General features: G+C 56.8%; 28 protein-coding genes. 20 read left to right on the top strand and 8 right to left on the bottom strand.

From position 1 onward, the window contains the following. Positions 1-137 precede the first annotated feature (137 nt). From ACTQ3R_RS03975 to ACTQ3R_RS03960, 4 genes are all read right to left on the bottom strand, one after another. Entirely contained in the window at positions 138-488 is a 351-nt protein-coding gene (locus ACTQ3R_RS03975; RefSeq protein WP_441778107.1) for a DUF2200 domain-containing protein, read from the bottom strand. 122 nt (positions 489-610) lie between these two features. Then, positions 611-829 (bottom strand): hypothetical protein, encoded by a 219-nt coding sequence (locus ACTQ3R_RS03970; RefSeq protein WP_441778106.1) that lies wholly within the window; start codon positions 827-829, stop codon positions 611-613. A 113-nt stretch (positions 830-942) separates the two neighbouring features. Continuing rightward, a complete protein-coding gene (locus ACTQ3R_RS03965; protein ID WP_441778105.1) occupies positions 943-1521 on the bottom strand; it encodes a 4Fe-4S binding protein in 579 nt (192 codons plus the stop codon). Then, positions 1518-1727 (bottom strand): ATP-binding protein, encoded by a 210-nt coding sequence (locus ACTQ3R_RS03960; RefSeq protein WP_441778104.1) that lies wholly within the window; start codon positions 1725-1727, stop codon positions 1518-1520. The genes ACTQ3R_RS03965 and ACTQ3R_RS03960 overlap by 4 nt, the downstream gene beginning before the upstream one ends. Before the next feature lie 582 nt (positions 1728-2309). Between ACTQ3R_RS03960 and ACTQ3R_RS03955 the strand changes: the two genes are divergently transcribed. The 7 genes from ACTQ3R_RS03955 to ACTQ3R_RS03925 all read left to right on the top strand — a co-directional run bounded on the left by ACTQ3R_RS03955 (position 2310) and on the right by ACTQ3R_RS03925 (position 8708). Further along, entirely contained in the window at positions 2310-3233 is a 924-nt protein-coding gene (locus tag ACTQ3R_RS03955) for a LysR family transcriptional regulator (RefSeq protein ID WP_441778103.1), read from the top strand. Positions 3234-3288: 55 nt separating this feature from the next. After that, positions 3289-4326 (top strand): alcohol dehydrogenase, encoded by a 1038-nt coding sequence (locus tag ACTQ3R_RS03950; protein ID WP_441778102.1) that lies wholly within the window; start codon positions 3289-3291, stop codon positions 4324-4326. A 42-nt stretch (positions 4327-4368) separates the two neighbouring features. Beyond that, a complete protein-coding gene (locus ACTQ3R_RS03945) occupies positions 4369-4806 on the top strand; it encodes a hypothetical protein (RefSeq protein ID WP_441778101.1) in 438 nt (145 codons plus the stop codon). 152 nt (positions 4807-4958) lie between these two features. After that, a complete protein-coding gene (locus tag ACTQ3R_RS03940) occupies positions 4959-6266 on the top strand; it encodes a choice-of-anchor A family protein (protein WP_441778100.1) in 1308 nt (435 codons plus the stop codon). A gap of 66 nt (positions 6267-6332) precedes the next feature. Further along, on the top strand, positions 6333-7619 hold the full coding sequence (locus ACTQ3R_RS03935) for a glycosyltransferase (RefSeq protein WP_441778099.1): 1287 nt from the start codon (positions 6333-6335) through the stop codon (positions 7617-7619). Positions 7620-7797: 178 nt separating this feature from the next. Next, positions 7798-8349: a flavodoxin family protein gene (locus ACTQ3R_RS03930; RefSeq protein WP_441778098.1), complete on the top strand. Its 552-nt coding sequence runs from the start codon at positions 7798-7800 to the stop codon at positions 8347-8349. Positions 8350-8360: 11 nt separating this feature from the next. Then, the gene (locus ACTQ3R_RS03925; protein ID WP_441778097.1) at positions 8361-8708 is read left to right on the top strand and encodes a carboxymuconolactone decarboxylase family protein; all 348 of its coding nucleotides are present in this window, start codon (positions 8361-8363) and stop codon (positions 8706-8708) included. Between the two features lie 97 nt (positions 8709-8805). Here the strand turns inward: ACTQ3R_RS03925 and ACTQ3R_RS03920 are convergent, their stop codons facing one another. Both ACTQ3R_RS03920 and ACTQ3R_RS03915 read right to left on the bottom strand, forming a co-directional pair. After that, positions 8806-9291: a hypothetical protein gene (locus ACTQ3R_RS03920; RefSeq protein WP_441778096.1), complete on the bottom strand. Its 486-nt coding sequence runs from the start codon at positions 9289-9291 to the stop codon at positions 8806-8808. 143 nt (positions 9292-9434) lie between these two features. Further along, complete coding sequence (locus ACTQ3R_RS03915) at positions 9435-10058, bottom strand: TetR/AcrR family transcriptional regulator (RefSeq protein WP_441778095.1); 624 nt, start codon at positions 10056-10058, stop codon at positions 9435-9437. 175 nt (positions 10059-10233) lie between these two features. Here ACTQ3R_RS03915 and ACTQ3R_RS03910 point away from each other — a divergent pair, with 175 nt between their 5' ends. From ACTQ3R_RS03910 to ACTQ3R_RS03880, 7 genes are all read left to right on the top strand, one after another. Next, on the top strand, positions 10234-10779 hold the full coding sequence (locus ACTQ3R_RS03910; RefSeq protein WP_441778094.1) for a hypothetical protein: 546 nt from the start codon (positions 10234-10236) through the stop codon (positions 10777-10779). Between the two features lie 17 nt (positions 10780-10796). Beyond that, positions 10797-12503: an ABC-ATPase domain-containing protein gene (locus ACTQ3R_RS03905; protein ID WP_441778093.1), complete on the top strand. Its 1707-nt coding sequence runs from the start codon at positions 10797-10799 to the stop codon at positions 12501-12503. Between the two features lie 174 nt (positions 12504-12677). Then, entirely contained in the window at positions 12678-13613 is a 936-nt protein-coding gene (locus tag ACTQ3R_RS03900; protein ID WP_441778092.1) for a sugar-binding transcriptional regulator, read from the top strand. 212 nt (positions 13614-13825) lie between these two features. Beyond that, on the top strand, positions 13826-14431 hold the full coding sequence (locus ACTQ3R_RS03895; protein WP_441778091.1) for a DAK2 domain-containing protein: 606 nt from the start codon (positions 13826-13828) through the stop codon (positions 14429-14431). 38 nt (positions 14432-14469) lie between these two features. Next, positions 14470-15468, top strand: a complete 999-nt coding sequence (locus ACTQ3R_RS03890) for a dihydroxyacetone kinase subunit DhaK (protein ID WP_441778090.1) — start codon at positions 14470-14472, stop codon at positions 15466-15468. 3 nt (positions 15469-15471) lie between these two features. After that, the gene (lsrF, locus tag ACTQ3R_RS03885) at positions 15472-16353 is read left to right on the top strand and encodes a 3-hydroxy-5-phosphonooxypentane-2,4-dione thiolase (RefSeq protein WP_441778089.1); all 882 of its coding nucleotides are present in this window, start codon (positions 15472-15474) and stop codon (positions 16351-16353) included. A 22-nt stretch (positions 16354-16375) separates the two neighbouring features. After that, the gene (locus ACTQ3R_RS03880) at positions 16376-16696 is read left to right on the top strand and encodes a hypothetical protein (RefSeq protein ID WP_441778088.1); all 321 of its coding nucleotides are present in this window, start codon (positions 16376-16378) and stop codon (positions 16694-16696) included. A 61-nt stretch (positions 16697-16757) separates the two neighbouring features. On the opposite strand, the gene ACTQ3R_RS03875 is transcribed toward ACTQ3R_RS03880, so the two are convergent. Next, entirely contained in the window at positions 16758-17378 is a 621-nt protein-coding gene (locus ACTQ3R_RS03875; RefSeq protein WP_441778087.1) for a TatD family nuclease-associated radical SAM protein, read from the bottom strand. A gap of 15 nt (positions 17379-17393) precedes the next feature. Further along, positions 17394-18158: a TatD family hydrolase gene (locus ACTQ3R_RS03870; protein ID WP_441778086.1), complete on the bottom strand. Its 765-nt coding sequence runs from the start codon at positions 18156-18158 to the stop codon at positions 17394-17396. 309 nt (positions 18159-18467) lie between these two features. On the opposite strand from ACTQ3R_RS03870, the gene acpP reads away from it, so the two are divergent. The 6 genes from acpP to ACTQ3R_RS03840 are packed head-to-tail and all read left to right on the top strand — an operon-like array spanning position 18468 to position 23153. Next, complete coding sequence (acpP, locus tag ACTQ3R_RS03865) at positions 18468-18695, top strand: acyl carrier protein (RefSeq protein WP_441778085.1); 228 nt, start codon at positions 18468-18470, stop codon at positions 18693-18695. Between the two features lie 28 nt (positions 18696-18723). Further along, a complete protein-coding gene (gene accB / locus ACTQ3R_RS03860; RefSeq protein ID WP_441778084.1) occupies positions 18724-19158 on the top strand; it encodes an acetyl-CoA carboxylase biotin carboxyl carrier protein in 435 nt (144 codons plus the stop codon). 1 nt (position 19159) lies between these two features. Then, complete coding sequence (gene accC / locus ACTQ3R_RS03855; protein ID WP_441778083.1) at positions 19160-20527, top strand: acetyl-CoA carboxylase biotin carboxylase subunit; 1368 nt, start codon at positions 19160-19162, stop codon at positions 20525-20527. Further along, entirely contained in the window at positions 20528-21412 is an 885-nt protein-coding gene (gene accD, locus ACTQ3R_RS03850) for an acetyl-CoA carboxylase, carboxyltransferase subunit beta (protein ID WP_441778082.1), read from the top strand. After that, the gene (locus ACTQ3R_RS03845; RefSeq protein ID WP_441778081.1) at positions 21409-22218 is read left to right on the top strand and encodes an acetyl-CoA carboxylase carboxyltransferase subunit alpha; all 810 of its coding nucleotides are present in this window, start codon (positions 21409-21411) and stop codon (positions 22216-22218) included. Before accD ends, ACTQ3R_RS03845 begins: the two co-directional genes overlap by 4 nt. Next, complete coding sequence (locus tag ACTQ3R_RS03840; protein ID WP_441778080.1) at positions 22215-23153, top strand: beta-ketoacyl-ACP synthase III; 939 nt, start codon at positions 22215-22217, stop codon at positions 23151-23153. The genes ACTQ3R_RS03845 and ACTQ3R_RS03840 overlap by 4 nt, the downstream gene beginning before the upstream one ends. Positions 23154-23261: the final 108 nt, after the last annotated feature.

Here is a 23261-nt window from a genome sequence, read left to right as displayed (position 1 = left end):
ACCGTGGGGGCTATGCAGGTGTTTGTGCAAAGGCCTAGAAAGCGGGATCATAAAACATTCCCCCGATTCTGTGCTTTGACGATGTGTCAGCAGAGAATCGGGGGATTTTACTCCGTTGGCCGCCCGGCAGGCAGCCATTATTTTCTTAAAATTTGGTCCATAGCCTTTCCATTGGCCAGCTCGTCCACCAGCTTATCCAAATACCGTATATCCCGCATCAGAGGGTCCTCGATCTCTTCCACCCGGAGCCCGCAGATCGTCCCGGTAATGAGCGTGCGGTTGGGATTCATGGCGGGGGCACGGCGGAAAAAGTCACCGTAGCTGGTGTCGGACTGTTCCAGGCGGGCAATGTCCTCGGCAATGTATCCAGTGAGCCAGGTGGTCACCTGATCTACTTCTTCCCGTGTGCGGCCCTTTTTCTCGGCCTTCTGCACCAATAAGGGGTAGAGCTTGGCAAAAGGCATCTGTGTGACATCAGTACGGGGCATGAGAACACCTCCTTACAGAATAGCTCCATCATAGCATGAATGGCACCATCTGACAATGCAGGGGAGAGATTTCTTCCATGGAGGATAAAACCGGCCGCAGGGATCCCCTGCGGCCGGTTTGGTTATCGTTTGCAGCTTCCTCCACAGCAGCCCGAGCCAAATGCGCCGGACAACAGCCATCCGACAAGACCCATGTACAGCATGGAGCTTACGGGGCTGGAGGTAATGACGCAGGACCCGGTGGAACAGCCTACCAGCTTGTAGTAAATGAGACCCGCCAGTGCGCCGCCCAGGGTAAACAGGACTGGACGCAGCCATTTTTTCATGCGTTCCTTCATCATCGGTCCGCTCCTTTCTGTTGTTTGTCTTAGTATATCCAAATGTCTGGTTCGATTCTGTGATCAGATCACGCAAATGAGGTGAGGGGCCATACTCCGGCGGCGGGCACAATGGTTTATGGGTTTGTTCCGTTTTTGGCCTTGCAGATGAGCTGTGTCATGGTGCCCATGGGACAGTAAACGCACCAGCTGCGGGGCTTAAAAAGTACCATGGTCACAAGCCCCAGCAGGGTGGAGGTGAGCATGACGCTGTAGAACCCAAAGGCAAATTGGGCCACACCGGGATGGAACAAGGTTCCGTGGTAAGCCCAGTGCCAGGGAAGCTGAAAGGTCCACAGCAGAGTGACGGCCTGCTTCAGATCCTGAGCCCCGGCGAACACCAGGTATGTATTCCACAGCATCAAAAAGAACATGATGAAGAAAAAGATGAGAAAGCCATAGCGAAAGGCCTTGCTTTTCATCCAACGGGGGATGTCCTTCCTTCTGGACAGACCAAAGCGACCGCCCAGCAGGCCAAAGAGCTGTCCCCGGCCGCAGTAGCGGTTGCAGTACCCTTTCGTCCCACCGAATACGGAAATGAGCAGCGGAATAAAAAAGCACAGCAGCCCCAGCCAGGCAAACAGAATATTGAAAAAGCCTAAGAGAAGATACAGCAGCGATGCAATCCACAGGTAGTCGTACCAATGCTTTTTCATGCCTCTACCTCCCGGATCTCAATGACGCTGGCAGGGCATTCTTTGGCACAGCGGCCGCAGCCCACGCATGTTTCCGTATCGACCTGGGCCGTGATGCCCCGGACAATTTGGATGGCCTGCAGGGGACAGACCTTTACACAGCACCCACAGGCCACGCAGGCCGAGCGATCTACCACGGCCTTGCGCCGCTTCTTTTCCAATGTCATACAATGCCTCCCTGATGTTTGTGTTTGGATGATATCATAAACAGTATGAGCGGTACTGTGATAAAATCACACAGAGCAAAAAGATAAGGAACATGGCTTGTATTGCGGTACGCAGATCAATTCCGTTGTCACAGCCAAAGAGGAAATTTAAAACCAGCCGGGAATGGATCCAACGAGGGAGTGACCATCCCGATGCAGATGATGGCATTGCCGCTGCAACTGACCGGTTGGGCAGCCAGTTGGGAATAAAATGCAGTTAAAAAAATTCTTTCCCGTTTGAACGAAAAAGACAAGAGGCTAACCATCTAGGTTAGCCTCTTGTCTTGCCGGTTGGAGTTGGTCCGGCCTGTGAGGAGAAAATAGGGCGCATAATGAATTATGCTGGAAAGCGGGCGGGTTTGGATGGAACCTGTCCGCGCAACGAGCGAAAAGCGACTTCACGGTAAAAATCTTGATTCTGCTGGTTTGCCGTTTTCCTTTGGAAGTGAAAGTATTGTATCACAAAACCATAAAAAGATAAAATACATATGTTATTGCAAATATAATATATTTTTTGTATGATAGAATAAGGGGAGGAAAAAGATGGAACTTCGAACGCTGCGCTACTTTGTGACGGTGGCGCAGGAGCTGAATATTACCCATGCGGCACAAAAGCTGAATATCAGCCAGCCGCCACTGAGCTATCAGATCCAAAAGCTGGAAGAAGATTTGGGAACTACGCTGTTTCTTCGGGGAAAGAGAAAGCTGCAGCTCACGGACGACGGCGTTTTGCTTTTGCGGCGGGCCATGCAGATACTGGACCTGTCAGAAAAGACGCGGCAGGAGATTTTGGCCCGGAAAAATGAAGTGACCGGAACGCTCTATTTGGGCCTGGTGGAGGGAAGAGCGCCCTATTTAGTGGCCAGATGGATTGCGGAATTTCGGAAAAAGTATCCGCTGGTCCGGTATCATCTATGGAACGGAAGCAGTGACGATGTGCTTCTGCGGCTCAACCAGGGATTGGTGGATTTGGCCGTGATTGCCGCGCCCTATGATACAGAGCATCTCTCCGGATTTTCGGTGGGCGAGGAGCCATGGGTGGCCATCATCCCCAGTGATCACCCTCTGGCCAAGCTGCCGGGAGATCAGGTATCCCTGCAAGCCCTGGTAGGGCAGCCGCTGATCGTTCCGTCGCGTAAGTCCAGGATTCAAGCGATTATCCAGTGGTTTGGGGCCATTGATGCGGAACCTGATATTCTGTGTGAGATGTCCAACTATTTGGATGCGGTGGCTCTCTCAGAACAGGGGGTTGGAATCAGCATTTTTCCGCGGACCACTGAAACCAATAATCCGCTGGTCCGGTCCAAGGTCATTGTTCAGCCGGAGCTGCAGGTGGAGTATGTCCTTGTGTGGGATAAGCAGAGTCCGCCGCTGGGAACTGCGTCTACGTTTATGCAGGAGGTGGCGGCCCACTGTGGCCAGAGGTCAGAGAAGCAAGAGAAAAAATTGGACGGTTCCTTTTTATAAGCGCAGTACAAAAAGCATAGCCTTTGGGGAAAAGACAGAAAAGGAAGGGTTGGATATGTTAGCTTATACCTATGTGGGACATGAGAATTTTCAACTGATGGAGAAGCAAAAACCGGTGCTTTTGGATGACCGGGATGCCATTGTAAAGGTAACGCTGGCCAGTATTTGCACCAGTGACCTGCACATCAAACACGGCAGTGTGCCCCGTGCGGTGCCCGGTATCACAGTGGGGCACGAGATGGTAGGCGTTGTGGAGCAGATAGGTGCCAAGGTTACGACGGTAAAGCCCGGCGACCGGGTGGCGGTGAATGTAGAGACCTTCTGCGGCACATGTTTCTTCTGTGCCCACGGCTGGGTCAACAACTGCACCGATCCCAACGGCGGCTGGGCGCTGGGCTGCCGTATGGACGGAGGACAGGCCGAGTATGTCCGGGTGCCTTATGCTGACCAGGGGCTGGATAAGATTCCCGATTCGGTCAGCGATATGCAGGCCTTGTTGGTGGGGGATGTACTGGCAACGGGTTACTGGGCAGCACAGATTTCTGAGATTCACCGTGAGGACACCGTGCTGATCATCGGTGCCGGGCCCACGGGCCTTTGTACCCTGCAATGTGTGCGTCTCCATCAGCCCAAACGAATCCTCGTCTGTGACCGGGACGAGAGCCGGCAGGCCTTTGTCCGCGAGCATTATCCGGATGTGCTGACCACTGGGCCGGAAGGCGGAAAGGAGTTTGTGCTGGCCAACAGTGATCACGGCGGGGCAGATGTGGTGCTGGAGGTGGCAGGGAACGAGGAGAGCTTTCGTATGGCCTGGGACTGTGCCCGCCCCAACGCTATTGTCACGGTGGTTGCCCTTTACGACGGCCCACAGATCCTGCCTCTGCCTGAGATGTACGGAAAGAATTTGATTTTTAAAACAGGCGGTGTGGACGGCTGCCACGGCAAAGAAATTCTTCAGCTCATTGCACAGGGAAAGCTGGATACCACTGCTTTGATTACCCATACTTACCCGCTGAAACAGATTGCCCAGGCCTATGAATTGTTTGAACAAAAGCAGGATGGGGTGATCAAGGTAGCAGTTTCATTGACTTGAACTGGAATTGTGAGCAGGAAGCGCTGCCGGAACCGTGACAATATGCTGCAAATGGAACGGATTCGGGAAAAGACGCAGAGGATCATGCCCAGAGAGAACACGAAGTATTATGGCGTGTGTCGCCGGGGGGAGTTCAGCATAGAATGGTGGGAGCGCCAGCTCAATAACAAAAAAGGAGAATCACCTATTATGGGTATGCCTGTCATTACCGCCAGCGAGACCACCAGAGACCAAGCCATTACCGATCTTATTCAGTCGGTGGCTCTGGAGGAGACCGCCCTGTCCCACATCCTCAATGCGGAGGGGGAAAAGATCCAGAAAATGGTAGCCCTTCCTGATGTGACCCCGGAGGTGCTGCTTGCCACCAACAAGTCGGTGGAGTCCATGGTCAACGCGGTGTCCCGGCTGGAAATGATCCTGCACTCCAAACTGTCCAGCTTTGAGGGTTGCCTGTGCAAGTCCACTTCGGTCAAAGAATAAAGAAGGAATCAGTGGGGCTCCTCTGGGAGCCCTGCTTTTTTGTGTACCGTCCGGCCAGTGCAGCATAGGATGCATAGGGAGCGGACCCTACCCGTTCCTGCTCCTGGAAACGGAACTTTCAGGAGGGTGTAATTCCAATAGGAGGATTGAATATGGCAATCAATTTTGGCATTGCCAATGATTATAACGTATTTGTCTTTGGTAATTTGAGCCTGAGCAACACCGATGCAGAGGGCCGGGTTGCGGTGGGAGGCAATGCCACCCTCAGCAATTACGGCGTTGGTGCCGGCGTTGTCCCCCTGCCTCCCGCCAACACAGATGCATCCTTTGTGGTGGATGGAACGGTCAATGTGACCGGCGGCTCCAATGCAAGCGGCAATACGGTGGTCAATCCGGGCAGTACCATCCTCAGCTACACCATGGGAAATCCCAACGGGCAGCTGATTACGGGAACGCCCATCGACTTTCTTGCCGCCGAGCAATATTTGAAGTGTGCCTCTGCCTTCTGGGCCGGGCTGGCGCCCAACACAACAGGCCAGGTGGTCTTTGGACAGCTGAATCTGACCGGAACGGATGAGGCGCTCAACGTATTTTCCCTGGACAGCGGCAATCTCTATGGCAGCGGACTGTCTCTGGCCCAGCTAAACGGCATCAATATCATTGCGCCCCTGGGTTCTACCATCCTGATCAATGTGGCTGGGACAGCCATCCAGTATGGCAGCTACCAGATGTTCCGCAACGGTGTGACGGCCACCCGAGAAAATGCCCGCCGGATTTTGTGGAACTTCCCCCAGGCCTTGACCTGGTCCAACAGTACGACTGCCGTTTACGGTTCTGTGCTGGCTCCCTTTGCAGCTGCTAATACCACATTCAGCCAGATCAACGGCAACATCATCTTTGACAGCTATTCGGGAAACGCGGAGAGCCACAATGAGCTGTTCATTGGGGAACTGCCCGAAGCGACGGCCTGCCTCTTAACCACATCGAGTACGACCAGTACTACAACCAGCACCACGACCAGTACCACGAGCACGACTACCACAACCAGCACCACGACCAGCACCACGAGCACGACTACCACAACCAGCACCACAACCAGTACTACGAGTACCACCACCACGACTACGACAACGACGACCAGTACCACCACTACGACCAGCACAACCACTTCAAGTACCACGACCTCGACCACCACCACGCAAGTTCCGGTACCCCGGCAGCAGGCCATTACGGATCTGCTTACCTCTGTTGCCCTGGAGCAGGCTGCCCTGTCTCATATCCTCAACGCGGAGGGTGAGAAGATGCAGAGGATCCTCTCCTTTGAGCAGGTAACAGCCGAGACGGTTTTGCAGGCCAACCGGTCGGTGGAGTCCATGGTCAACACCATCTCTGGCCTTGAGATGATTTTGGCGGATAAAATTACGCTGTTCCAGGATTGCATCTGCGAAGAAAACCAGTAAACAAATGGATGGCGCAGCAGAGCTCTGCTGCGCCATCCACTTCATCAGGAAAGGGAGGCGCTAGCTATGAAGGTCGCCATTTTAACCATGTTTTCCGGCCTGTCTACCACCTATTCTCTGGTCAATGTAGTGGCGGATCAGATCAAAATGCTGCTGGAAGCCCAGGTAGAGGTAAAAATCCTGGTGTGTGAGACCTGCCCGGATGAGGAGCGCTGGGGCATTTTTCGGGACCCCAGGCTGGAGTGGGTAAAGATCACCAACACCTGCGGCGGTGTCCCCATCGTCTGGCACGACTATTCCTCGCCTACAGGCACGGTTCATGAGGGATTTTATCAGGAAGCGGAAACCATCGCACGGGATTATGTCCGGAATCTCCAGGATGTGGATGTGTGTATCCTGCACGATATCCTCTACCAGGGGTGGCACCTGGTGCATAATGTGGCAATTCGCCGGGCTCAAACGTCCTTGCCCAATGTGAGATTCCTGGCTTTTACCCATTCATTGCCTGTAAACCGGCCGCAAAAGATGGAGGAGCCTTTTTCTGCCCGTTTCACCCCCATGCCCAATACCTGTTTTGTCTATCCCAGCCGTTCCGGGATAGAAGCTCTGGCCCGGCAATATGATGTGCCACAGGGAAACTGTGCAGTGGTGTACAACAGTCTGCCTCTTTTGGAAGTGCTTAGTGAAGACGTTCAGCGGGTGGCGGGCAGCATAGATCTGCTCCATGGGGAGATCCTGGCCGTCTGCCCCGGACGGCTTACTCCGGGAAAACGATTTGAAAAGGCGGCGGCATTGGCAGGGGCAATCCAGCGCAAAACAGAACAGCGTACCCAAATGGTGTTTTGCGATTTTCCCTGTGCAGATATTCCCAGCAGAGTTTACAAAGAGATGATCCAAATGGAGGGAAGAAAATTTGGCCTGGAGGAGGGAGATATGGTCTTTACCTCTGACCTGGGATATGAGCAGGGGTTTCCCCGCAAGGGGGTGTTGGAGTTGTTTGGCTTGTCCAACCTCTTTATCTGCCCCTCTTACTCCGAGTCTTTTGGCCTGACGGTGCTGGAGGCGGCCAGCCGCGGAAACTTCCTGGTGCTCAACGAGGCAGTGCCCGCGCTGAAGGAGCTGGGAGAGAGTCTGGGAGCCTACTTCATGCGGTGGGACGGGCGCAACTTTGGTTATGATACCCATGAGCGATATGTGCCCTCGGAGCAGGCCTATTATGAGGAGCACGGCGGAATCATTGTGAACCTTATGCGGGAGGACCGCAGTCTGCGGGCTAAGACGCGGGCCCGTACCCAGTACAACGGGGCCTGGATTTGCCGCAACCAACTCATGCCTCTGCTGAGGGGGAACTGATGCGCGGAGGAAACCGGAGTCTTGTAAAGACTCCGGCTTTTTCTTGGGTGGTGCTATAAATAAGATGAATCCCAGCGCATAAGATCTAGTTATTTGTAATTTCATGCACGAAGTGCTACAATCAATGTTAATTCATTCCCATAAAGATCATATGAAACACCGGTAAGGAGGTATTGTGATGAGCAAAAAGGTTTTGGTACTTTCCACCAGCCCCCGAAAGGGTGGAAACTCAGATGTGCTGGCGGATGAATTTGTCCGGGGTGCACGGGAAGCGGGACATGAGGTGGAAAAAATTGCGCTTTATGATCAGAACATCGGGTTTTGCAGAGGGTGTTTGAGCTGCCTGGAAACCCAGCGCTGTGTCATTGGCGACGATGCCAATGTCATTGCCGAGCACATGCGCACGGCTGATGTCATCGTCTTTGCCACGCCCATCTATTACTATGGAATGTGCGGACAGATGAAGACATTGCTGGACCGGGCAAATCCGCTCTATTCTGCTGATTACCAGTTTCGGGACATCTACCTGCTGGCCGCTGCGGCTGAGCAGGAGGAGCACACGGTGGACGGGGCAGTTACGGGGCTGCAGGGCTGGATTGACTGCTTTGAAAAGGCCCGCTTTGCGGGGAAGGTCTTTGCTGGCGGCGTGACCGGTGTGGGAGAGATCCGGGGGCATCGGGCACTGAACGAGGCTTATGAGATGGGAAAAAATATAGACAGAAGTAAGTGAGGTGCTTATCAATGGCGGTAAAACAGACGGCGGGCAGAGATGCTTTGGGGAAATTTGCGCCTCAATTTGCCCAGCTCAATGATGATGTGCTGTTTGGCCAGGTGTGGAGTCGGGAGGATAAGCTCTCCCTGCGGGACCGTTCTCTGGTCACGGTGGTGGCTCTGATGGCCCAGGGGCTGGTGGACAGCTCCTTTCAGTACCATCTGGAAACTGCGAGAAAAAATGGCATCACACGGGAAGAGATTGCCGAGGTTCTGACCCATGCCGCTTTCTATGCGGGCTGGCCAAAGGCCTGGGCTGCCTTTCGCATGGCCAAGGAGGTCTGGGCGGAGGAGCAGTCTGAGGGCAGCGGTAAGTAGCAGCACCGGAATCTTGTCAAAAGAAACGTGTATGCGCGGCGCTTTCTGAAATTTGGAAAGCGCCGCGCATATGTTACAATTGGCCGTGCAAAGCCCCTTACTTCTTCTGGAAATGGTTCATGAAAAAGTCGGTAAAGGCGGCCAGCTCCTCCTCCTGGGAGACGTAGACATAGAGCGTTTCATCCTCCAGCCAGTCGTAAGCGTTGATGGCAAGGTAGCCGCTCTTGTCCGGGTAGATGACAAAGGCATCGGTGGGATACTTGTTGCGGTAGGCCTTTAAAATGTCAGAACGGCGGTAATAGGTGGGGTCTCCTCGGCCGGAGAGGTCGGGCACGGTGGGGACCACCACGATGGTCTCTGCGGCCTCGTTCCAACCTACGATCAGGTTGCCGATTTTGGTCTTGCTGCCGTGGACAAAGCCGTAATTGAAACGGGAGACATCCTCGGTGTAGCCGAAAATCAGCCGATAGCTGTCCCCGTTCTCCACCGCATCGTTGAATAGGCTCCGCATTTTTTTGGCGTTGGCGTTGCTCTTTTCCATGTCTACTTCGGGTCCCTTAAAAAGCTTGCTGAAAAATCCCATGGTTTGGTTCCTCCTATGTTCTATAAAAGTTTTATTTGGAAACCGGGACGGAACGTGGCCCGGTTACCTACAATAAAGACGAAATATGAAAATCATCTTTATTATTCAGAAGAAAAACCGCCTGAACCAGGCGAAGTTTGGATTCAGGCGGGCAGAGGTGTATCTCTGAGCTGCTCCAGATAATCGGCGATGGCACGGATCTGAAATTCGACGGTCTCTTCGCGGGCATCGGGAACAAAAAAGGGGAGGGTATCGGGAATGGCCCGGCGAACGACGATCGCTGTCAGGCTGATATTGGTGAATAGCTGGATGCGTGCGCGGCTGGGTTGTATACCGAAGCAGAGCAGAAGCTGGCTGAACAGCTGCTCCTGCTTTTGACGAAACAACTGATAGCTCGCAGGTGACAGGCGGTGAAAAAGAAGCTGCTGTTCCTGGATCGTCATCACCGCGATTCCGCTCTCTTCTCCATAGCAGCAGGAGCGGAAGAACTGGACGACCCCCTCTTTCCAGGTGAGGGCGGGATCAGACATAAGGGACTGGGCATAGGCCAGGATTTTGGGCTGCTGGAGATAGAAGGTCTCTACGATCAAATCCTCTTTGGAGGGAAAGAAAGTATAGAAAAACGTGCGGGAGATGCCCACAGCCTGGTAGATCTGTTCCACGGTTGTGTGCTGGATCCCCTGCTTTGCCATGAGCTCCAGAGCTTTGACCACCAGTGCTTGCCGGATTTGCAGGCGGTCCTCTTCGGAATAAGCTACCTTAGGCATGAGCTCCCTCCAATAAAAGCAAAATCACAAAGTTGTATTTATTTTACCACGTGCTGCCTTGCGGCACAAGATGAAAATTATGATTTATATAGTGGAAACCGTTTCTTAAATTTATTGATTATCAATAAAAAATAATTGTAATTCAATAAAATAGGTGGTAATATGAGGTTGTGAGATGGAACGTGCAGTTTTAGGCAGAATGCGGGGGGAGATTATGGAAGCGGAATTGAGGGAAAAACAATGTAGACGGGCGGCGCTGTTGGGGTTTCTCTGGAGCGGGAGCGGCTTTGCCGCAGCCATGTATCCAGTCAATTATGGCCTGAAGGATCCGGGAGGTGTTATGGGGTGGGCAGCTTATGGGGTGATGGTAATCTACATGGGTGCACTACTTTATTTTGACACCCTCCTTTTCCAAGTGCATAATCTGGGTGCCAATCGTTTGATGTTACGCTATTGGGGCCTTTCGACCCTGGGACTTACCTTGTGGCTGCTGGGTGGCCGATCTGTGTGGAATGCAGAACAGGGGGGTGTGCTGGTTATGCTTTTGCTGTTATGTGCATTTACCCCCTTTTCGGCTGTACTCCCCCTTGGCCGCGCTTGCGTTTCGGATGGAGGATGGAGTACAATGATAATGACCAACACAATGATCGCCCTTCTCCTTTCTCTGTCGCAGTTATTGTTGTTTTATCTACTTCAAAAGAGAGAGGATAAGGTGGTCTGAAATGGGAGGGACCTTTTATGCAGACATCCAACGACCTGAAAAACCTGCTGGAGCGCATTGACCGCAGAAGCTATCCCGCCTATAAGGATACCAGGGGAGCGTACCGCTTCGGCGATTATGTGCTGTCCATCGACCATGTCCAGGGTGACCCCTTTGCCGCTCCCTCCAGGGTGAGTGTGCGGGTGGAGGGAAAGCGTGCAGGGTTTCCGCCGGAGCTATACCGGACGGATTGCCGGCGTGTGGCCGTTCAGGATGCCCTGACCCGCCGCTTTGGCCGTTTGGCAGCCGGGGCATCCTTCCAGGCCAAAGGTTCTGGACACAGCGGTTTGATTTCGCTGAGCCGATGTGGTCAGGAGGTGCTGGAGCGTACCGCTTGTACCCTGAATCCAAATAGCGGAGAGGTACTGCTGCGCCTGGAAGTGGGATTTCCCGCCAATGGCCGGACGATCAACGCGCGGGAGCTGGAGAAGATCCTCTTCGTGCTGCTGCCCCGGTGTGTGAGCGAAGCCCTGTTGTATCAGAACTGGGACCCGCGGGAGCTGAACGCGGCGGCCGATCTGGCTGAGGACCAGGACTATATCCGCAAAACCCTGCCCCAGATGGGCCTATGTGCCTTTGTGGCGGATGGGAGTATCCTCCCCCGTGCCTCTGGGGTGTCTCAACTGCCCATGAAGGGGGCAGTGCCCTTCCATTCCCCCGAAGCGCTGTCGGTGGAGCTGGAGCTGCCCCACCGGGGGAAAGTTACCGGTATGGGGGTCAGAACAGGAGTCACCCTCATCGTGGGCGGCGGCTATCATGGCAAATCCACTTTGCTCAAGGCCCTGGAACTGGGCGTTTATAACCACATCGCCGGAGATGGAAGGGAGTATGTGATCACGGACCCCTCTGCGGTAAAGGTTCGGGCTGAGGATGGGCGGAGCATTGGCAGAGCAGACATCTCCATGTTTATTCGAAACCTGCCAAATGGGAAGGATACCACTCGTTTTACCACCGAGGATGCCAGCGGCAGCACCTCCCAGGCGGCCAATGTGGTGGAGGCCATAGAGGCAGGGACGTCCCTTCTGCTCATGGACGAGGACACCAGTGCGACCAACTTTATGGTCCGGGACGCGCTGATGCAGCGGGTGATCCACCGGGACATGGAGCCCATCACCCCCTTTTTGGACCGGGTGCGGTGGTTGTACGAGCACCAGGGTATTTCGACTATCTTAGTAGCGGGAAGCTCAGGGGCCTACTTCCACATGGCAGATACGATTATCCAGATGGACCGCTATGTGCCCCAGGACATTACGGTCCCGGCGAAACGAGAAGCTGCCCTCTTTCCTTTGACTGGAGAACTCCCGGAACCGGCAAGGGAACCAGCCTTTGATCGCCGGCCGAAGGCCTCACAGGAGTTGAGAGACGGCCGGACAAAGGTAAAATCTCTGGGCCGGGACGGGGTGTCCCTGAACCGGGAGAACATTGATTTAAGGTATGTAGAGCAGCTGCGGGATGGGGAGCAGTCCGCTGCCCTGGGCTACTGCCTGCGCTACGCCCACCGGTACCTGCTGGATGGAGAAAAGACGCTTCGCCAGGTGGTGAAGGAGCTGGAACAGGTCATGGACCGGGGTGGTGTAGCAGCCCTGTGGGAGGAGGGGGGAGGCGTCCCCTTCCTGGCCAGACCCAGGACCCAGGAGATTTTTGCCTGCTTTAACCGGGACCGGACTTTGAAGCTGGCTCCATAATGATGGTTGATGTTCCAAAGATGCAGATATGCCCGGCAGTGGGGTCCACTGTCGGGCATATTTTTTTGCCCATAGATTCATGGGCAAAAAAACTAAAAGAAATGGAATTCACAGGTTGCATTTGTTCATAATTGTGATACACTTAACATATGTAACAGAAAGGGGGCGGCGCCCATGTATACCAGCGGGGAAAAGGAGCGGCGGCTGGCCCATGTGGCCAAACGGTATTACCTGGAGGAGCAGAAGCAGAGCGACATTGCCCGAGAGATGGGAGTGTCCCGCCCTCTGATCAGCCGCATGCTCAGCGAGGCACGGGAGCTGGGGATTGTAGAAATTCTGATTCACGAGCCGGGCGAAAAGGACAAGCAGGTGCTGGACCGGCTGTGCCGGGCGTATGGGCTGCGGGGTGGCTCCCTTGCTCCTGATGGGGAAGATGACAGCCAGACCAACCAGAGCCTGTCACGAGGTGCGGTGGAATTGCTGGAGGAGCTGGGAGCACGGCGCGTGGGCATCGGCTGGGGCCACCTGATCGGCCAACTGGTGACCTGGCTGGAGGAGAATCCCCAGCCGGGCAGCACCGTCAGTGACCTGTGCCCTTTGGTGGGCAACGCCAGTATCCCGGCCCGAAACTACCAATCCAATGAAAATGTCCGCCTGATGGCGGAGCGATTGGGGGCAGTCCCGCATTTTCTCTATCTGCCTGCATTGCCGGAGAGTTTGGAGGAGAAGCAGCTGCTGTGTTCTACCGAGGTTTACCGCCAGATCCAGCTTCAGTGGGACCGGATGGACACGGCCCTGGTGAACATCGGAAACTATCCCTCCAGTCCTGATTTTGCCTCCCTGGTGCGCTATGGAAGCTTGCTGCAGCAGGAGCATACCTGTGGGCGGCTGCTGGTCTACTACTTCAATGAAGAGGGAAAGGTCATCCAGTCGGACCAGGATTTTGCCATCCAGATTCCCCTGGAGCAGCTGCGGCGCTGTCCCAATATTATCGGTGTCTGTTCGGCGAATACCAGCCTCAGGGCTTTGCGGGGGGCAGTGCGTTCTGGGATGTTCAGTCACATCGTGGCGCGGGCGGAACTGGTGCGGGAGCTGCTGTCAGAAAAGTAACATATGTAACATATATGGGACTGCTGCAGAAAAAAGACGAAAAAATATTTGTATATTTCCACTAAAATTAAGGCGGTTTTCTGTGAGAAGCAGGGAAAATACACTGTGTTATTGACATTTGTTATAGCTGGGAATACAATCACCTTACAGAAGTAACAAGCTGGGGCTGATTGCAATGCAGTGTCCCACTTGACCGAAAGGATGGCCGTAATATGAATAAGGAAGCGTTTTCCCTCCGGCTGAAGCACGCCTGTGACAAGGTCATTGCCGCGGAGGATATGCTCACAGACATTGACTCCAAATTTGGCGATGCCGACCACGGCCTGACCATGGCTAAAATCGCAGGAGCCATTGCCCAGGCGGTGGAGGAAGCGGAGGGAGGTATCCAGTCCATGCTGGACGATGCCGCCATGGCTGTGATGGTGCTTAACGGCGGCAGCGCCGTTCCCCTGTGGAACACCTGGCTGGATGGGCTGCAGGAGGCGGCCCCCGAGGGGGATGAGGTGAGCACCCAGCAGCTCCAGACCATGTTCGCCCACGCCCTGGAGGCCCTCAGCGATATCTCTGGGGCCAAAGTGGGGGATAAGACCATGATGGACGCTCTGATTCCGGCCAGCGAGGCCATCGCCGCCTATTCCGGGGATGAGGCGGGGCTCTTTGCCGCCGCGGCCCAGGCGGCCCAGGAGGGGGCGGAGGCCAGCAAGAATTTTGTCTCGAAATTTGGCCGGGCCAAGAGCTACGGTGAAAAGACCATCGGTACTCCCGATGCGGGTGCTGTGTCCATGGCCTGCTTCTTCCAGGGACTGGCCGAGGGCTGAAGAAACGATTATTTAATTTTAATAAGGAGGCACTCCATATGAAGATGAAGAAGTTTATCAACGCCCCCGAGACCATCACCGACGAGGAGCTTGTCGGCCTGGGGCTGGCCTATCCCGACATTGTGGAGGTGGACGGCCACCTGGTCATCAGCAAGGACCTGGCCGATGCGGACCGGGTGACCATCGTCACCTATGGCGGCTCCGGCCACGAGCCTGCCCAGGCCGGTTTTGTGGGCAAGGGCATGCTGGACGTCCAGGCCGTGGGCGACATCTTTGCCGCTCCCAATGCCAAGCTGGTGTTTGACGCCATGAAGCTGGCCGACAAGGGCCACGGCGTGCTGCTGCTCACCCTGAACTACGCAGGAGACCAGCTGGCCGGCAAGCAGGCCATCAAGCTGGCTCAGAAGGCGGGGCTCAACTTCCGCCAGGTGGTCACCGGAGAGGAGATCCAGTTTGACCCCAATGGCGAGGACAACAAGCGCGGCCTGGCCGGTGCGGTGGCCCTCTACCATGTGGCCGCTGCCGCAGCCCGTGAGGGCAAGAGCCTGGACGAGGTGGCCGAGATTGCCCAGCGCTACGCGGACAACATGGCCTCCATCACCGTAAAGTCCACCGACGCCACCCACCCCCAGAACGGCATGTCCTTCGGTGACCTGGGCGAGACCGATCTGATGGAGATCGGCGCCGGCCAGCACGGCGAGGGCGGCGGCGTCCGGGTGCCCATGATGTCCGCCAAGGACACCGTGAACACCGTGGCCGAGGCCCTGAGCAAGAAGCTGGAGCTGAAGGCTGGGGACAATGTTTTTGTCATGATCAACGGCTGCGGTGCTACCACCATGATGGAGATGCTCATTCTCTTCAAGGATACTGTGGAGTTCCTGAAGGACAAGGGCGTCAACGTGGTGGCCAGCATGGTGGGTGAGATCCTCACCGTTCAGGAGGCTGCCGGCTTCCAGATGAACATCGCCAAGTGGGACGATGAGATCCTCCGCCTGTGGAACACCCCCTGCCACACCCCCGCCTACAGCAAGGAGTAAGCCATGGCAGATAATATTGGAAACAAGGCCGCCCACGACTACCACCTGGACATTCCCCAGGCCCAGGAGGGCTTTTACGTCAAGGGCGCGGGCCACTGTGACTGGGGCCTTCAGAACCGGCTGGGCCGGATGTTTGACCCCAAGTCGGGCAACACCGTCATGCTGGCCTTTGACCACGGGTACATTATGGGCCCCACCGCCGGGCTGGAGCGCATCGACCTGGTGATCCCGCCCCTCATCCCCTATGTGAACGTGCTCATGGGGACCAAGGGCATCATCCGCTCCTGCATCTCCCCCGCCGACCGGGTGGCCAAGTGCGTCCGGGTGACCTATGACTCCACCGTCCTCTTTGACGACATGTCAAACGGCGGCGGCATCGCCTGCGATATGGAAAACGCCATCCGCATGAATGCCGACTGTGTGGCCGTGCAGACCTTCATCGGCTCGGCGGGAGAATCCCGCTCCCTGGAGCTTCTGTGCCGCACCGCTGACGCGGGTGCCCGCTACGGCATCCCCACCCTGGGCGTGGTGGCCGTGGGCAAGGAGATGGAGCGCACGGAGAAGTTCTTCCTGCTGGCCACCCGAGTGCTGGCAGAGAACGGGGCCAACGTGGTGAAGAGCTACTACTGCGAGGGCTTTGAACGGGTGGCTGCCGCCTGTCCGGTGCCCATCGTCATCGCCGGAGGAAAGAAACTCCCGGAGCTGGAAGCCCTGGATATGGCCTACCGGGCCATTCAGGAGGGTGCCCACGGCGTGGATATGGGCCGGAACATCTTCCAGTCCGACTGCCCCGCCGGTATGGCCCAGGCCATCGGCAAGGTGGTCCATGAGGGGTATACCCCCAAGCAGGCCTTTGAGGTCTACGAGAGTGTCAAAAACAGCTAATGAAAAAATAGGAGGAAACGTTATGTCCGCTGAGTATATGCACATTGGTATTCCCATCACCAACCGCAAGCCCAACATGACCTACAACGAAGGGGGCAAGTTCTGGGTCAGCAAGGTAGACGACTATGATTTCAAGATCGAGTACCTGAAGTTTGAGGAGGGCACTCCCTTCCCCGAGGAGATCCACCGCCATCCCCATGTGGCCTATAAGGTGGACGACCTGGACCACTACATTGCCGACGCGGACAGCGTCATCTGCGGCCCCATGTCCATGGGGGACAGCGCCAAGCTGGCCTTTGTGTGGAAGGACGGAGCCATCATCGAGCTCTATCAGGAGCTGTAACGGAACATAAAAAACGCCGCCGGACCGATTCGAAGTCCGGCGGCGTTTTTTATTTGAGTGATCAGGAATCAATAAAGCTGCGGATGCGCAGGCGCACCCCCAGATCGGCAGCAATCTGCTTGCAGTGCTCGATCTCCTCCGGGGTCTTGTCCTTATCCACAATGGTCATGACCACATGGGGGACATAGTGTTTGGCCTCACCGGCAAAGTCCAGCATGGCCTGATAGGCCTCCTCCCCCTGAATGGGATGGCACAGAGCGGTGTAGTCGGCGGCGTTGTCGGAGTTGAGGGAGATGGACAGGGTGTCGATGCGTCCCTTCAGCTCCGGGCACACATCACGGCCGTTAATGAGATTGGCGTGGCCGTTGGTGTTGATGCGCACGGGGGGCAGCTTCGCGCCAAAGCGCTCTTTCAGCTCATCCACCAGCCACAGCAGGTCATCCAGCCGGTAGGTGGGTTCCCCGTAGCCGCAGAAGACGATCTCCCGGTAAGAGGGAATGTCCCGGCCCAGGAAGCTGTCCAGCGCCTCCTGCCGGGTGGGTTCCCGCTCCAGCCACAGGGAATCCTCCGTATAGATAGAGCCCTGGGCCTTTCCGTGGCGCAGACAGAACTCACAATTGCAGTTGCATTTGTTGGTGAGGTTCACATACAGCGCGCCCTCATATTCATAGGTGATGGTCATAGCCTTCACGCCTCCTTAAATATTAAAAAACCGTTTGCCGTTTTCCAATGTGATCCGGGCGACCTCTTCCGGCTCCATGCCTTTTACCTGGGCGATCTTCTCTGCCACCAGGTGGACCTTCCCGGAATCGTTTCGCTTGCCCCGGAAGGGCTCGGGGGTGAGGTAGGGGGAATCAGTCTCAATCATAATGCGGTCCATAGGCAGCCATTCAATGACCTCCAGGGATTTCCGGGCATTTTTATAGGTGACCACTCCGGTGAAGGAGAGCATCCACCCAAGTTTGACCAGTACCTTTGCATCCTCCAGGCTGCCGGAGTAGCAGTGGTACACGCCCCGGACATCGGGGTACTCCCGGACGATGGATAAGCAGTCCTGGTGGGCTTCCCGGTCGTGGATGATGACGGGCAGGTCCAGTTCCCGTGCCAGCTCCATCTGCTTGCGGAAGACCTGCTGCTGAAACTCCCTGGGGGGATTTTCCTTCCAGTAGTAGTCCAGGCCAATTTCGCCGATGGCCTTTACCTTTTCATGGGCGGCCAGGGTCCGCAGCTCCTCCAGCCAGCTGTCCTCCCAGTCTCCGCAGTCGGAGGGATGGACCCCCACAGCGGCGTAGACAAAGGGGAACTGCTCCGAGAGGGCCACAGCGGTGCGGGAGCTCTCCAACTCGCAGCCGGGGTTTAAAATAAGCGCCACATCCTGCTCGGGCATGGAGGCAAGTATCTCCAGCCGGTCGGCGTTGAAGGCGCCGGAGTCGTAATGGGCGTGGGTATCGAATACTCTCATGGATGTTCCTCCTGGGGATGTATCTCCTTTTTGTGGGCAGAGTTTATCATACCTCCAATTGTGGGGAAATGCAAGAGGTGGGGAGCATAGCTGCCAATTTTAGAGCGAAAAGGGGTGAAAACAGGCAACTTTTGTCGATTTCCCACCACCTGATCAAATATTGGCGGGCCAGAAATTCCCTGTTTGTTGAAATTTTACATTGACTTTTCCCCATGGAGCAGGTACAATACGCTCAAATATTTTAATTAAATAATTTTAACTAAAATATTTTAACTGAAAACAAACCAATTATTGAGAGGAGAACTTCCCATGTTTGAGAAAGTACGCGAGATCATTGTTGATACCCTGAGCTGTGAGATGGACGAGGTTACCATGGAGGCCGACCTGACCGAGGACCTGGGCGCCGACTCCCTGGACGCCGTGGAGCTGAACATCGCTCTGGAGGAGCAGCTGGGCCTGTCCATCGCTGACGAGGACCGCCCCAACCTGAAGACCGTGGGCGACATCGTGCGCTACCTGGAGGCCAAGGAGGCCTAATCAATCTAACCGCAAGAGGAGTAATACCATGGAACTGGAATCCATTTACGCGCTGATGGAGCGCTTTGAGCGCTCCTCCATCACTGGGCTGGAGCTGGAGCAGAACGGCACCCGGCTGAAGCTGGAAAAGGCTGTGGCCGTGGCCGCCGCCCCTGTGGTTGCTGCCGCCCCTGCTGCTGTGGCTGCTGCCCCTGTTGCTGCCGCCCCTGCTGTGCAGGAGGAGGGCGAGTACATCAAGGCCCCTCTGGTGGGCACCTTCTACACTGCCGCGGGTCCTGACGCCGCCCCCTTCGTTCAGGCGGGGGACAAGGTCCAGAAGGGCCAGACGGTGTGCATCCTGGAGGCCATGAAGGCCATGAGCGAGATTCCCGCTCCCATGGACTGCGTCATCGAGGAAGTGCTGCTGGACAACGGCAGCCTGGCCGCCTTTGACGCCCCTCTGTTCCGGGTCCGGAGGCTGTGAGATGTTTCAGCGTGTTTTGATCGCCAACCGCGGCGAAATCGCGGTACGCATCGCGCGGGCCTGCCGTGAGCTGGGCGTGGAGACGGTGTCGGTCTATTCTCAGGCCGACGCCGATGCCCTCCACGTTCAGCTGGCCACCCGTGCGGTTTGCATTGGCCCCGCCAAGGCGGCCGACAGTTATTTAAATGTGAACGCTCTGCTGACCGTGGCTAAGGAGACCGGCTGTGATGCCGTTCACCCAGGCTACGGTTTTCTCTCAGAGAGCGCGGAATTTTCCGATCAGTGTGCCCAGCTGGGTCTGCGGTTCATCGGTCCTTCCGGAGACGTGATCCGGATGATGGGCAACAAGTCCGCCGCACGGGACCTGATGAAGAAGCATCATGTCCCGGTAGTTCCCGGTTCGGATGGGGCGGTGGAGACCGCCGAAGAGGCCGGGAAGATCGCCGCGGAGATCGGCTACCCCGTGCTGGTGAAGGCCAGCGCCGGAGGCGGCGGCCGCGGCATGCGCCGGGTAGACCGTCCTGAGGATATGGAGAGCAAATTCCAGCAGGCTCGGGCGGAGGCCCTGGCTTGTTTTGGAGATGGGCAGCTCTATGTGGAAAAGCTCATTCTCAACCCTAAGCACATTGAGTTTCAGATCCTGGCCGACCGCCAGGGCAACGTGATCCATCTGGGGGAGCGGGACTGCTCCATTCAGCGGAAAAACCAGAAGCTGGTGGAGGAATCTCCCTCCAAGGCCCTTACTCCCGAACTGCGGGAGGCCATGGGCCAGGCTGCGGTGGCTGCCGCCAAAGCCGCCGGCTATGAGAACGCCGGCACCATTGAGTTTGTCCTGGATCAGGAGGGACATTTCTATTTTATTGAGATGAACACCCGAATTCAGGTGGAGCACCCGGTCACCGAGATGGTTACCGGCCTGGACCTGGTGCGGGAGCAGCTGCGTATCGCCGCGGGTCTTCCTCTGTCGGTGCGGCAGGAGGACGTGGTCCTTCGGGGCCACGCCCTGGAGTGCCGCATCAACGCGGAGGATGCGGCCCAGGATTTCCGGCCCTGCCCCGGTACCACAAAGTTTCTGCATTTCCCCGGAGGCCCTGGAGTGCGGGTGGATTCTCTGCTCTATAACGGCTATGAGGTTTCCCCCTTCTACGACTCTCTGGTAGCCAAGGTCATTGTCCACGCGCCCACCCGGCTGGAGGCCATTCGCCGTATGCGCCGGGTGCTGGAGGAGATGATCATTGAGGGGTATCCCACCACCGCCGATTTCTGCCACCTCATTCTGCACCACCCCGACTTTGTCAAGGGGCGGTACGACACCGGCTTTTTGGCCCAGCACCAGGATGAGCTGCTCCGTTGGAATAAGGAGGACTAAATGCAACCACTGTTTCGTTCCCGCCGGGACCGGCTGGACCGGCTGCGCCGTCAGCGGGAGGATGCCGTCAAGGCGGCCGCCCAGCGCTCCGACCTGACCACCGGCGGTTCCCGGACCTGTCCGGACTGCGGGGGTGAGTGCCAGAACCAGGAACTGGTGAAGACGGAGTACGTCTGTCCCCACTGCGGCTATCACCTGCCCATTGGGGCCTATCTCCGGCTGTCCCTGCTGCTGGACCCCTTTACCTTTCAGGAGCTTTGGCCCGAGCTCACTGCTCCCAATGCGCTGGATTTTCCTGGCTATGAACAAAAGCTCGCCGCCCAACGGGAGAAGACCGCCCTCAGCGACGCGGCGGTGGTGGCCACCGGAAAGCTGGACGGCCGCCAGGCGGTATTCGCTGTGCTGGACAGCCGCTTCTTTATGGGCAGCATGGGGGTGGCCGTGGGGGAGAAGATCACCCGTGGTGTGGAGTACGCCCAGAAGCATAAACTGCCCCTCATCATCTTTTCCGCCAGCGGCGGAGCCCGGATGCAGGAGGGCATCCTGTCCCTTATGCAGATGGCCAAGACCAGCGCTGCCATTGAGCGATTTTCTGAGGCTGGTGGGCTCTATATCTCCGTGTTTACCCACCCCACCACCGGCGGTGTCACCGCCAGCTTTGCCTCTCTGGGAGACATCACCCTGGCCGAGCCCGGAGCCCTCATCGGCTTTGCCGGTCCACGGGTTATTCAGCAGACCATTGGCCAGGAGCTGCCCGAAGGCTTTCAGAGGGCGGAATACCTGGAGGAGCACGGCTTTGTGGACCAGATCGTCCCCCGCAGCCAGATGCGCCAGGTACTTTCCCAACTTCTATTTCTTCACAGGAAGGGGGTCATGCACCGATGAGCAATCTCACTGCCGCTCAGCGGGTAAAGCTGGCCCGGTATCCGGGCCGTCCGGGTACCATGGACTTTGTCCATCACCTGTTTACCGATATTTTTGTTTGTCAGGGTGACCGCCTGGGCCGGGAGGACCCCAGCATTTTCGGGGCCATTGCCCGGTTCCATGGAAAGCCCGTTACCGTCATCGGCCACCGAAAGGGCCGTAATTTTGAGGAAAATATGAAGTGCAACTTCGGTATGCCCTCCCCCGAGGGTTACCGCAAGGAGCAGCGCCTGCTGCGGCAGGCGGAAAAATTCGGCCGTCCGGTCATCACCTTTGTGGACACGCCGGGGGCCTACCCCGGTCTGGAGGCCGAGGCAGGGGGACAGGGAGAGGCCATTGCCTCCTCGCTGGCCCTCATGAGCTCTCTCACCGTGCCTGTGGTTACCGTGGTCATCGGCGAGGGAGGCAGCGGCGGGGCGCTGGCCCTGGCTGTGGGCAACCGGATCATCATGCTGGAGAACGCCATCTACTCGGTGCTCTCCCCCGAGGGGTTTGCCTCTATTTTGTGGAAGGATGCCGCACGGGCAGACGAGGCCGCATCCATTATGAAGCTCACCGCCGCAGACCTTCTGCGTCTGGGCGTGGTGGATCAGGTGATTCCTGAACCCGAGGGGGGCGCCCATGTGGACCCCAGGCCGGTTTTTGAGGCGGTAGACAAAGCCATTGCCCGCAGCCTCACCCAGCTGGGCCGGGAAAAGGACCTGGCCGCCCACCGCTATCAAAAGTTCCGCGCCATGGGCGCGGTCCGGGAGGAGAAAGAGACATGAACGGACTGCACATCCTTGGCACCGGCCGGGCGGTTCCGGAGCAGATCGTGACCAACGACGACCTGGCCCGCCGGGTGGACACCAACGATGAGTGGATTGTGACCCGCACCGGAATCCGGGAGCGGCGTTTTGCCCGAGAGGGGGAGACCCTCACCCAGCTTACCGTCCAGGCTGCCCGCCAGGCCCTGGACCGGGCGGGGTTAAAACCCGAGGACATCGGACTGTGCCTGACCGCCACAGTGACCCCCGACCGGCTGACCCCCGCCCAGGCCTGCCTCATTCACCAGAAACTGGGCCTGCCGGAGGACTGCCCTGCCTTTGACCTGGGGGCGGGGTGTACCGGCTTCCTCTATGCCATGGAGACTGCCGCGGCTATGCTGCCCCGCATGAACCGGCCCTATGCCTTGCTGGTGGGAGGGGAGCTTTTAAGCCGCATTGTAGACATGGATGACCGCTCCACCTGTATCCTGTTTGGAGACGGGGCGGGCGCCGCCGTGGTGGAGGCCACCGAAGACGGCTGGTACAGCCAGCTGGGGACACGGGGAGATAAGGACATCCTGTGGGCCTGGGGGCCCGGACAGGACCGGCCCTACCTCCATATGGATGGCCAGGGCGTATTTCAGTTTGCGATCAAGACCGTCCCCGAAGTGGCAAAGCAGCTTTTGGAAAAGGCCGGCCTTCAGAAGGAGGACGTAGCCTGGTATGTGCCCCATCAGGCTAACCACCGCATTGTGGAATCGGTGGCCAAGCGGCTGAAGCTGCCTCTGGAGCGTTTTTATGAGAACATGGACCGCTACGGCAACACCTCCGCGGGCAGCATCCCCATCGCCTTGGACGAAATGGTGGAAAAGGGACTGCTTCAGAAGGGCCAGTGGGTCATGTGCCTGGGCTTTGGCGCGGGGCTGACGTGGGGAGGAGTTTTATTCAAATGGTAAAAGCGTTCCGCTTTTACCATTTGAGGAATTGCACCCAAAACGGGCCTCGATTCCTGACGGAAAAGTCGGCCCGTTTTGGGCGAGAAGTGTTTTTTCGGCGGCAGAGCC

Origin of the sequence: Lawsonibacter sp. LCP25S3_E2, from assembly GCF_052117285.1 — a bacterium.
Lineage (GTDB): Bacteria > Bacillota > Clostridia > Oscillospirales > Oscillospiraceae > Lawsonibacter.
This window is presented reverse-complemented; position numbering and strand designations above follow the sequence as displayed.